Below are 8,480 nucleotides of genomic sequence, written 5' to 3' on the forward strand. Positions count from 1 at the left end.
CGGCCGACGAGGTCGAGTCCTCGGACTTCTCCATCGGTCGTCCGATCGGCAACACGCAGGTCTATGTGCTCGACGCGGGCCTGTCGCCGGTCGCCCCCGGTGTCGCGGGCGAGCTGTACATCGCGGGTGATGGTCTGGCGCACGGCTACCTCAACCGTCCGGCGCTGAGCGCTGAGCGGTTCGTGGCGCGCCCGTTCGGGGCCGCCGGGACGCGCATGTATCGCACCGGTGACCTGGCGCGGTGGAGCGCTGACGGTGAGCTGGAGTACCTCGGTCGCCTCGACCACCAGGTCAAGATCCGCGGGTTCCGGATCGAGCTCGGCGAGATCGAAACCGTCCTGGCGTCGCACCCGCAGGTCTCGCGCGTCGTCGTGGTCGCGCGGGACGCGCGCCTCGTCGCCTATGTCGTGCCCGGCGGCGAGGTCGAGGCGGGTGAGCTGCGCGAGCATGTCGCGTCGGCGCTTCCCGCCTACATGGTGCCGTCGGCGTTCGTCATGCTGGACGAGCTGCCCCTGACCCCCAACGGCAAGATCGACCGCAAGGCGCTGCCCGAGCCCGAACTCGGAACGGTCAACGCGGGGCGCGAGCCCCGCTCCCCGCGCGAGGAGATCCTCTGCCGGCTGGTCGCGGACATCGTCGGCGTCCCCCACGTCGGCATCGACGACGGCTTCTTCGAAATCGGCGGGGACAGCGTCCAAGCCCTGCGCTTGGTCGCCCGCGCCCGGCACGCCGGAGTCGAGTTCAGCGCCCGTGACGTGTTCGAAGGCAGGACCGTGGCCGCCCTGGCGGGACGCGCGCGTGCCTCGTCGTCCCCGGGCCCGATCGCGGAACTGCCCGATCCGCTCCCGGCCGGGGAGCTTCAGGCGTTGCGCGACCGCGAGCCGGAGCTGCTGGACGTGCTGCCGCTGTCGCCGCTCCAGGAAGGGCTGCTCTTCCACGGCCTCTACGACCGGACGGCGGGCGAGGTCTACACGATCCAGGTCGTCCTCGACCTCGACGGACGTGTCGATGAGGCGGAGCTCCGCGCCGCAGCCGCAGCGCTGCTGGCCCGCCACCCCGGCCTGCGGACGAGCTTCCGCTACGAGGGCCTGACCAACCCCGTCCAGGTCGTCGCCCCCGACGTCCCCCTCGACTTCACCACCGTGGACGACCCGGCCGAGGACGTCCTGGCGGCCGACCGGGCGCGGGGCTTCGACCTCACCCGCCCCCCGCTCATCCGCTTCACCCTGGTCCGGCTCGGCGGTGACCGGCACCGGCTCGTCCTCACCATGAACCACACGCTGGTGGACGGCTGGTCGGTCCCGATCCTGATCCGCGAGCTGCTCGCGCTGTACTCCGGCTCCGCGCCGCTGCCCGAGGTCCGCCCCTACCGCGACCACCTCGCCTGGCTCGCGGGTCAGGACCACGACGCCGCCCGGCGCGCCTGGACCGAGGCCCTTTCCGGATTGGACGAGCCGACCCGCGTCGTCCCCGTCGACCAGGCGCGGGCGCCGATCGCGCCCGTACACCACGAGTTCACGCTGCCCGAGCCGGTCACGGCCGCGCTCGCCCGGTACGGCCGCGCACGCGGGCTCACCTCGAACACCATGGTCCAGGCGGCCTGGGCCCTGCTGCTCGGCAAGCTGACCGGGCGGACCGACGTCGTCTTCGGCACGACGACGTCCGGACGCTCCCCCGAACTCGACGGCGTCGAGAACATGGTCGGGCTGTTCATCAACACGCTGCCGCTGCGCGTCCGGCTGGACGCGGGCGAGTCGCTGGGCGACCTCCTCGCCCGCGTCCAGCGCGAGCAGGTCCGGCTGCTCGACCACCAGCACCTCGGGCTCCCCGAGGTGCAGCGGCTGGCCGGGCACGGCGAGCTGTTCGACACCTCCACGGTCTTCGAGAACTTCCCCCTGGACGCCGCCGAGCTGGGCGGCGCCGCCGAGGCGTGCGGCTTCGACCTGGTCGACGGGCGGGTGGGCGACGCGATCCACTATCCGCTGGCGCTGGTGGCCGTGCCCGGCGAGACCTCCCTGTCCTTCCGGATGGACTACCAGCCGGACCTGTTCGACCTCGACGCCGTGAGCACGATCGCGGAGCGCCTCGTCCGGGTGCTGGAGGCGATGGCGCAGGAGCCGGACATGCCGGTGGGGCGCGTCAACGTCCTGGACGCGGCTGAGCGCGAGCAAGTCCTGTCTACCTGGAACGCGACGGCTTTGGATGTTGCGCCCGGTTCGGTGCCGTCCTTGTTGGCGGGAGGCGGCGATGGTGTGGCGTTGGTGTGCGATGGCGTGGAGCTGTCGTATGCCGAACTGAACGCGCGCGTGGACGCCCTGGCTCGTGTCCTGGTGGGTCGGGGGGTCGGTGCTGGCGACCTGGTGGCGGTGGCGTTGCCGCGTTCGGTCGAGTTGGTCGTCGGGTTGTTGGCGGTGATGCGGTCGGGTGCGGCGTTCGTTCCGATCGACACCTCGTATCCGGCGGACCGGATCGCGTTCATGATCGAGGACGCCTCTCCGGTTCTGGCCCTGGTGGACGACTCGACCCGCGACGCGGTCCCCGGTGTTGCGCATTTGCTGGTGGGTGCAACTCCAGAGCCTGAAGAAGTCGCGCTGCCGGAGATTCACGCATCGCAGCCCGCCTACGTGATTTTCACGTCGGGTTCGACGGGTCGCCCTAAGGGTGTGGTGATCCCCCATGGGGCGTTGACGAACTTCCTTGCCTCGATGCAGGACCGGTTCGGTCTGGACGCCAAGGACCGACTCCTCGCCGTGACAACGGTCGGGTTCGACATCGCGGGCCTGGAGTTGTTCCTGCCGCTGGTCACGGGTGCGGGTGTGGTGTTGGCGACCGGCGATCAGGCCGCCGACCCCGGCGAGCTGGTGGAGCTGATCGCCCGCCACGGTGTGACGGCGTTGCAGGCGACGCCGGGGTTGTGGCGTGCGCTGGTCGAGCATGACGCTGCGGCCTTCTCCGGCGTGCGCGTCATGGTCGGCGGCGAGGCGCTCCCGCAGGACTTGGCCAGTGAGCTGGCGAAGGCCGGGCGTTCGGTGACCAACCTGTACGGCCCGACGGAGACGACGATCTGGTCGACGGCCGACGAGGTCGAGTCCTCGGACTTCTCGATCGGTCGTCCGATCGGCAACACCCAGGTATATGTCCTGGACGCGGGCCTGTCGCCGGTCGCGCCCGGTGTCGCGGGTGAGCTGTACATCGCGGGTGATGGTCTGGCGCACGGCTATCTGAATCGTCCGGCGCTGAGCGCTGAGCGGTTCGTGGCCTGCCCGTTCGGTTCGTCCGGCAAGCGGATGTACCGCACCGGCGACCTCGCCCGCTGGACCAGCGACGGCGAACTGGAATACCTGGGTCGCCTCGACCACCAGGTGAAGATCCGCGGGTTCCGGATCGAACTCGGTGAGATCGAAACCGTCCTCGCCCCCCACCCGCAGGTCTCCCGCGTCGTCGTGGTCGCGCGCGACGCGCGCCTCGTCGCCTACGTCGTCCCCAACACGAACGGCGAGGTCACCGGGCTGCGGGAGCATGTCGCCTCGGCGCTCCCCGACTACATGGTGCCGTCGGCGTTCGTCGAGTTGGACGAACTGCCGCTCACCCCCAACGGCAAGATCGATCGCAAGGCCCTGCCCGAGCCGGAGCTCAACGCGGGCGGCCAGGGACGGACGCCGCGCACCCCGCGCGAGGAGATCCTCTGCGACCTGGCCGCGGACATCCTCGACGTCCCCCGGATCAGCATCGACGACGACTTCTTCGAGTTCGGCGGGGACAGCGTCCTGGCCCTGCGCCTGGTCGCCCGCGCCCGGCACGCCGGGATCGGCCTCGGCGCCCGCGACGTCTTCGAGGGCAGGACCGTGGCCGCCCTCGCGGAACGGGCACGCGCTTCGACGTCCACCCGCGAGGAAGTCGAACTCCAGGACCCGCTCCCCGCAGAGGAAATCGAATCGCTGCGCGCGAACGAGCCGGGCCTGGAGGACGTCCTCCCGCTTTCGCCGCTGCAAGAAGGGCTGCTCTTCCACGCTCTCTACGGCGACGCGAACGACGACTACACGATGCAGTTCGTCGTGGACCTGGAAGGAAGGCTCGACGTCCCGGCCTTGAGGGCCGCCGCCGGAGAGCTGCTGGAACGGCACACCAGCCTGCGCGCCGGATTCGCCTACGAGGGCCTGTCCGCGCCGGTGCAGCTCATCTTCCGCGAGGTCCCGACGGAATGGCGGGAGATCGTCCTCGACGGGCCGGACGAGGAAGCGGCCCTGCGCGAGGTGATGGCCGCCGACCGTGAGCGCCCGTTCGACCTGACACGTCCGCCGCTGATCCGTTTCACGCTCGTGGAACGAGGTGGGGACCGGTACCGGCTGGTGCTGACCAACCACCACATCGTCGCGGACGGCTGGTCGCGGCCGGTGCTGCTGCGCGAGCTGCTCGCCCTCTACGCGGGGAGCACGCCGCCGCCCGTCCGGCGGCGGTACCGCGACTTCCTCGCCTGGACGGCCGCGCAGGACCGGGACGCCGCGCACGACGCCTGGCAGGACGTCCTCGCCGATCTTGAGGAGCCCACGCTCGTCGCCCCCGGCGCCGCGCGCTGGACGCGGCCCGAGAGGCTGGCCGAGGCCGGGCTGTCCGAGGAGGCGACGAAACGGCTGGCCGACCGGGCGCGGAGCCTCGGCCTGACGCTGAACACCGTGGTCGAGGCGGCGTGGGGGCTGCTGCTGAGCCGCCTCACCGGACGGGACGACATCGTGTTCGGCGTCACCACGTCCACCCGTCCGGCGGAGCTGGACGGGTCGCAGGACATGGTCGGCGTCTTCGTCAACACGCTGCCGTTCCGCGTCCGCACGGACCCGGCGCAGACGCTCGCGGGGCTGCTCGACACGGTCCGGCGGGACCGGCTGCGGCTCCTCGACCACCAGCACGCGGGCCTCGCCGAGATCCAGCGGCGGACGGGCATGAGCGCCCTGTTCGACACCGCGATGATGTTCGAGAACTACCCGCTCGACGAGGCGGCGCTGGCCTCGCTCGCGGCCGGCGCGCGGCTCCGCGTCACCGCCGCCCACGGCCACGACGCGACGCACTTCCCGCTCGGCCTGATCGCCGTGCCGGGCTCCGTGCTGCGCCTGCGCCTGCGCTACCGCCCCGAGGTCTACGACGCCGCGGAAGCGAAGACGATCACCGACCGCCTGCTGCTCATCCTGGAGGCGATCGCCGACGACCCGGCGCTGCCCGTCGGACGCCTGGACGTCCGCACGGCGGCCGAGCGCGCCGAGCCGCCGGCCACGACCGCGAGGCCGGCGCCGCCGGTCACGCTGGCCGAGCTGTTCAAGGCGCAGGCCGCCCGCACCCCCGACGCGGTCGCGGTGACCTGCGAGGGCGACACGCTCACCTACGCCGAACTGGACGAGGCGGCCGGGCGGCTCGCGCGGCTGCTCGCCGAGCGCGGCGCCGGGCCCGAGCGGCGGGTGGCGCTGGCGCTGCCGCGCACGTCCGACCTGGTCGTGGCGGTGCTGGCGGTGCTGAAGGCCGGGAGCGCCTATGTCCCGATCGACCCGCGCTACCCGGCCGAGCGCATCGCCCACATGGTCACCGACTCACGGCCGGAGCTGCTGGTCACGACCACGTCCGCCGGTGTCGAGGCCCCCGGGCCGCGGCTGCTGCTGGACGACCCGGACACGCGCCGCGAGCTGGCCGCCGCCGTCCCCGTCGAGGCGCCGGGCGCGCACCCCGACCACCCCGCCTACGTGATCTACACGTCGGGGTCGACGGGCGCGCCGAAGGGCGTCGCCGTGACCAACCGGAACGTGGTGCGGCTGTTCGAGGCCACCCGCGACGACTTCGGGTTCGCGCCCGACGACGTGTGGACGCTGTTCCACTCCTACTCGTTCGACTTCTCGGTCTGGGAGCTGTGGGGGCCGCTGCTGCACGGCGGACGGCTCGTCGTCGTCCCCTACGGGGTGAGCCGGTCGCCCGAGGAGTTCCACGCGCTGCTCGTCCGCGAGGGCGTAACGGTCCTGAACCAGACGCCGTCGGCGTTCTACCAGCTCATGGCGGTGGACGCGGAGGCGCCCGCGGGGGCGGGCGGGCTCGCGCTGCGGACGGTCGTGTTCGGCGGCGAGGCCCTGGACCCCGGCCGCCTGGCCGACTGGTACCGGCGCCACGACGACACCGCGCCGCTGCTGGTCAACATGTACGGGATCACCGAGACGACCGTCCACGTGACCTACCGGGAGCTGCGGAGCGCCGACGAGCGGGCCGGGAGCGTGATCGGCGACGGCATCCCCGACCTGCGCGTGTACGTCCTGCAATCCGGGCTGCGCCCGGCTCCGGACGGCGCGGTCGGCGAACTGTACGTCGCGGGCCCCGGCCTGGCGCGCGGCTACCTGAACCGTCCGGGCCTGACGGCGGAGCGGTTCGTCGCGGACCCGTTCGGCCCGCCCGGGACGCGGATGTACCGCACCGGCGACCTGGCGCGGCGCACCCCCGGCGGCGAGCTGGAGTACCTCGGACGCGCCGACCACCAGGTCAAGGTGCGGGGGTTCCGGATCGAGCCGGGCGAGATCGAGGCGGCGCTGGCCGCGCTGCCGCAGGTCGCGCAGTGCGCCGTGGTCGCGCGGGAGGACGGCCCGGGAGGCAGGCGCCTGGTCGCCTACGCCGTCACCGAGGCCGACGGCGCGACGCTCCGGGACGCCCTGAACGACGTGCTCCCCGCCTACATGGTGCCGGCCGCGTTCGTCCGGATGGACGCGCTGCCGCTGACCCCGAACGGCAAGCTCGACCGCCGGGCCCTGCCCGCGCCCGCGCCGGACGCGCCGTCCGCCGGGCGCGCCCCGAGCGGCGACCGCGAACAGGTCCTCTGCCAGATCTTCGCCGAGCTGCTCGGCCGCGCCGAGGCCGGCCCGGACGACGGCTTCTTCGAGCTGGGCGGTGACAGCATCCTCGCGATCCACCTGGTCAGCCGGGCCCGCGCGGCGGGCATGGCGGTCGCGGTGCGGGACGTCTTCGAGCACCAGACCCCCGCCGAACTGGCCCGGGTCGCCGGGGAGGCCGGCACGGAGCGGGAGGACGACACCCCCGACACCGGTGTCGGCCCCCTGACGCCGACGCCGATCGTCCGGTGGCTGGCCGCGCACCGGGGCCCGATCGACGGCTACGCGCAGTCGATCGTGGTGCGCGTCCCGGCGGACCTGCGCGCCGGACGCCTGCGCGCGGCGCTGCGGGCGGTCATCGACCGCCACGACGTGCTGCGGACCCGGCTGACCGGCGACTGGAAGCTGGAGGTGCCGCCGCGCGGGACGGTCGAGGCGTCGGTGCGGGAGGTCGACGCGTCCGGCCTGGACGCCGCGGCGCTCGGCACCCGGATCGACGAGCTGGCCGAGCGGGCGCGCTGCGAGCTGGCGCCCGCCGAGGGCGAGATGGTGCGGGCCGTCCACCTCGGCCGGGGCCCCGCCGAACCCGGATACCTGATCCTGATGCTGCACCACCTGGTGGTCGACGGCGTCTCCTGGCGGACGATCGTCGAGGACCTGGCCGCCGCGTGCGCCGACCCCGCCGCCGAACCGCCCGCGAGCACCTCGTTCCGTCGCTGGGCCGAGCGCCTGGACGAGGCCGCGAACACGCCGGAGCGCGAGGCCGAGCTGCCGCTGTGGACGCGCGTCCTCGCCGGCCCCGACCCCCTGCTCGGCGACCGCCCGCTCGACCCGGCGCGCGACACCTTCGGCACCGCGCGGGAGCTGACGCTGCGCCTGGCGCCCGAGGTGACCCGGCCCCTGCTCGACACGGTCACGGGCGCCTACCACGCCGAGATCAACGACGTGCTGCTGGCGGCGCTCGCGCGCGCCGTCCGCGCCTGGCGCGGGCCGGGCGGCCCGGACGGCGTGCTGGTCGACATCGAGGGCCACGGGCGCGAGGCGCACGTGGCCGCCGGGAACCTCGACCTGTCGCGGACGGTCGGCTGGTTCACCAGCGTGTACCCCGTCCGCCTGGACCCCGGCCCCGCCGGGGACGCCCCGGGCGCCGCGCTGAAGAGGGTCAAGGAGCAGCTCCGCGAGATCCCCGACAAGGGCATCGGCTACGGGATGCTCCGCCACCTCAACGAGCGCACGGCGGCGGTGCTCGTGGCGTCCGCCGCGCCGCAGATCGGCTTCAACTACCTCGGCCAGGTCGACGCGCCCTCGGACGAGCCGTGGACGGTCGCCGCGACCGGCGCCGGCGGCCGCGCCGACGCGGGCCTGTCGCTGCCGCACGTCATCGAGGTGAACGCCCACACGGCCCGCACCTCCGGCGGCCCCGAGCTGGTCGCCACCTGGACGTGGGCGGGCGACCTGCTCCCCGAGAGCGGGGCGCGGGCGCTCGCGGAGGCGTGGTTCGCGGCGCTGCGCGACCTCGCGGACGACGCCGAACGCCCCGACGCGGGCGGGCTGACCCCGTCGGACGTGGCCTTGGCCCTGCTCAGCCAGGACGAGATCGAACTCCTCGAAGCAGAGTTGGAGTAGTGC

1 protein-coding gene is annotated in these 8,480 nt (G+C 73.4%); it reads left to right on the forward strand.

The annotated features are described in order from the left end of the window. Nucleotides 1-32: 32 nt before the first annotated feature. On the forward strand, nt 33-8,477 hold the full coding sequence (locus KLI87_RS39540) for a non-ribosomal peptide synthetase (RefSeq protein ID WP_308166579.1): 8,445 nt from the start codon (nt 33-35) through the stop codon (nt 8,475-8,477). The last annotated feature ends 3 nt before the right edge of the window (nt 8,478-8,480 follow it).

The organism is Actinomadura sp. NEAU-AAG7 (assembly GCF_018603865.1).
GTDB classification, from domain to species: domain Bacteria; phylum Actinomycetota; class Actinomycetes; order Streptosporangiales; family Streptosporangiaceae; genus Spirillospora; species Spirillospora litoris.